This is a genomic window from Nocardioides sp. (genome assembly GCF_025964975.1).
In the GTDB taxonomy this organism is placed as follows: Bacteria; Actinomycetota; Actinomycetes; order Propionibacteriales; family Nocardioidaceae; genus Nocardioides.
In genome coordinates, this window is sequence record NZ_JAOPXV010000066.1 from 1 (window position 1) to 2,895 (window position 2,895).

Sequence of the window (2,895 nt, forward strand, 5' to 3'; positions counted from 1 at the left end):
CAGTGGCCCGGGCCCGGCCGCACCGAGCAGAACGTCGTCGGCTTCCCGATGCTGCCGGTGTACGCCGCCAAGGCCGGTGGCTTCTTCTTCATGGTCTTCGGCGTCATCGCCCTCATGGGCGGCCTGCTGTCGATCAACCCGGTGTGGAAGTTCGGGCCCTACGACCCGACCAAGGTCACGGCCGGCTCGCAACCCGACTGGTACATGGGTTGGCCCGACGGCCTGCTGCGCATCATCCCGACCGGCTGGGAGTCGGTGATCTTCGGCTACACGATCTCGTGGAACGTCATGATCCCGATCCTCATCGTGCCGCCGCTCATGCTCGTGGTGCTGATGCTGCTGCCGTTCATCGAGGCCTGGATTACCGGCGACAAGCGCGACCACCACCTGCTGCAGCGCCCGCGCAACGCTCCGACCCGCACCGCGGTGATGGTGTCGTTGATGACCTTCTACGGCCTCGCCTGGGCTGCTGGCGGCAACGATCTGCTGGCGATCACCTTCGACCTGAGCATCAACCAGATCACGTACTTCATGCGCGTGATGGTCTTCCTCGGGCCGGCGATCGCCTTCTTCGTCACTCGCCGGTGGTGCATCTCGCTGCAGCGACACGACAACGAAAAGCTGCTGCACGGCTACGAGACCGGCATCATCATGCGCTCGGCCGAGGGCGGCTACACCGAGCGGCACCTGCCGATCAACGAGACCTCGGCCTACACCCTCACCGCACGTGACCGCGACGAGATCTACTCCGTCGACGGTGACACCGACGCCAACGGCGTGGCTGCTCCGGGCTCACGGGTGCAGGCGCTGCGGGCCAAGCTGTCGAAGGCGTCATACGCTCACAACGTGCAGAAGCCGACGGCAGAGGAGCTGGCCGAGGCGCACGCACACGCGCACCACGACCACGAGCTCGAAGCCGGTGACGATCACTCGACCGGTCACGAGCTCCACGGATCCACGGCCCAGTCCGTCGACGAGCCCCCGCGGGCTCGCTGACACCACGATCGATGACGAAAGCCCCGGACCCTCAGGGTCCGGGGCTTTCGTCTGCTCGGTTCGGGTGAGGGCTCAGCTGAGGGCCGAGCCGGCCTTGTAGTCGCCGAAGGACGCGTTCCAGTCGCCGTACCCGTTGTCCAGGGTCATCGCCACGTCGGTGCCGGTGTACTCGACCACGTCTCCCCTCCTGGACATCGCGTAGAGCCAGGCGGCGTCAGCGGTCGACATCCCCGTGCAGCCGTGGGAGACGTTGGCCAACCCCTGGGAGCTCACCGACCAGGGCGCCGCATGGATGAACTCACCGGAGTGGGTCAGCCGCATGGCCCACCGGACGTCATCGATGTCGTAGGCCTCGGGGTTGTCGCTGGCGATGCCGACGGTCTCGGAGTTCATCCGCTTCGTCTCGAACTTCTCCATGATGACCTTGGTGCCCGAGCGCGTGGTGAACCCCTCCTTCCCGGTGGTGATCGGGATGGTCCGCAACAGCTTCGCGTTGGAGAACACCTGCATCTGGTGCGTGAGGGCATTGACCTTGTAGATGTTGGCGTCCCCGACGTGGAACTCGACCGTCCGGCTCTCCTGGCCGTGGACACCGTTGCCCGCATCGATGGAGTTCAGGTCGAGATCGACCGTGACCTCCGTGCCTGCCTGCCAGTAGGTCCGGGGGCGCCAGTGCACCAGGTGGTCGCTGAACCAGTGCCAGGCGCCCGGCTGGGCGGGCGCGCTGGTCACGGTCATGTGCCGCTCGAAGGCCGCCTTGTCCGCCACGGCGACGTCGAACCTCACCATGACGGGCATGCCGACGCCGACGGTCTCCCCTGCCAGGGGCGCAACGGACGGATAGGTCTGCTGGTCGAGCGTGAGGTCCTCGGTGTGGAACCGCACCACCCGGGTGACGACCTCACCATCCGTACGCTCCGCCCGGGCGGTGGCGACATAGTCGGTCCCCGGCTCGAGCCGCGAGGAGAGCTCCCAGGCCCCGCCGTCGAGCTTCCCGGTGAGCGCGGTCCCGTCGCCCGTCTCGAGCGTGACGTCCCTCAACGTGCCCTGCGTGGCCTGGATCCGCAGCGGCTTTCCGATGTCGGCGGCGCGCAGGTCGTCGATGTTCGTGCCGACCCGGACCGGAGGCACGGAGACGGGTCGCTGGTCCTCGTCCTGGGAGACCGGGGCGCTGGCGGGCTCCTCCCCAGCATCACAGCCAGCGACAGACGCGGCAGCCAGGGCGGTGGCAACCGCGCCGTTGATCAGCTGCCGTCGCCGCGACGGCGACCGTCGTGATCGGTGACCTGCAGCCATGCGTACTTCCCCCGGACGTCAGTGCGCGAAGCCAGCGCGAACCTCAGTGCGCGTGCTCTCCGCGGTAGTACTCGAAGACCCAGCCGCACAGCGTCACCATGCCGAGCACGCCGCCGATGATGAACAGCCACCAGGCATCCATCGCGGTGGCGTAGACACACGTGCCCAGCGTCAGGGCGCACCACAACGGCCACCATGAGTAGGGCGGGAAGAATCCCAGCTCTCCCGCACCGTCGGCGATCTCCGCTTCCTTGCGGTCCTCGGGTCGTGGATCCATCTTGGCGGCGTGCACGCCGAGGTACAGCGCGACCATGAGGGTCAGGAGCGCGGTCATGGTGAGCGCGGACGTGCCGGTCCAGTCGCTGGTGATGAGCCAATAGGCCGGGGCGATGAGCACGAAGAACACCGTGCAGATGGCGAACAGCCAGGTTTCCTGCTTCATCGGCCGCCTCCTTCGGGGTCGGTCTGCTCGCCGGCGCGGTCGGCGTGGCTGTTGGGGTCACCGTCGACCAGATCGCCGTCCATCCGAGCCTTGAGTGTCTCCTGCCGGCCCTGGACGTCCGGGGCGTCCGCAGGCTCGCCGCGACGTTCGGCCTCATTCTC

The 2,895-nt window shown here is 67.5% G+C and carries 2 protein-coding genes and 1 pseudogene; 1 reads left to right on the top strand and 2 read right to left on the bottom strand.

The window, feature by feature from the left end:
- Positions 1-996 (top strand): annotated as a pseudogene (locus JWN68_RS04875) (ubiquinol-cytochrome c reductase cytochrome b subunit); the annotation flags it as partial.
- Between the two features lie 72 nt (positions 997-1,068).
- Here JWN68_RS04875 and JWN68_RS04880 read toward each other — a convergent pair.
- Positions 1,069-2,292 carry an Ig-like domain-containing protein gene (locus JWN68_RS04880; protein WP_297735518.1) on the bottom strand — a complete coding sequence of 408 codons (1,224 nt, stop codon included), beginning with the start codon at positions 2,290-2,292 and terminating at the stop codon, positions 1,069-1,071.
- A 43-nt stretch (positions 2,293-2,335) separates the two neighbouring features.
- Positions 2,336-2,734 carry a cytochrome c oxidase subunit 4 gene (locus JWN68_RS04885; protein ID WP_297735521.1) on the bottom strand — a complete coding sequence of 133 codons (399 nt, stop codon included), beginning with the start codon at positions 2,732-2,734 and terminating at the stop codon, positions 2,336-2,338.
- Positions 2,735-2,895 lie beyond the last annotated feature (161 nt).

Coding starts and splice junctions, on each gene's coding strand:
- JWN68_RS04880 (WP_297735518.1), bottom strand. CDS start 2,292: ATGGCTGCAGGTCACCGATCACGACGGTCGCCGTCGCGGCGACGGCAG.
- JWN68_RS04885 (WP_297735521.1), bottom strand. CDS start 2,734: ATGAAGCAGGAAACCTGGCTGTTCGCCATCTGCACGGTGTTCTTCGTG.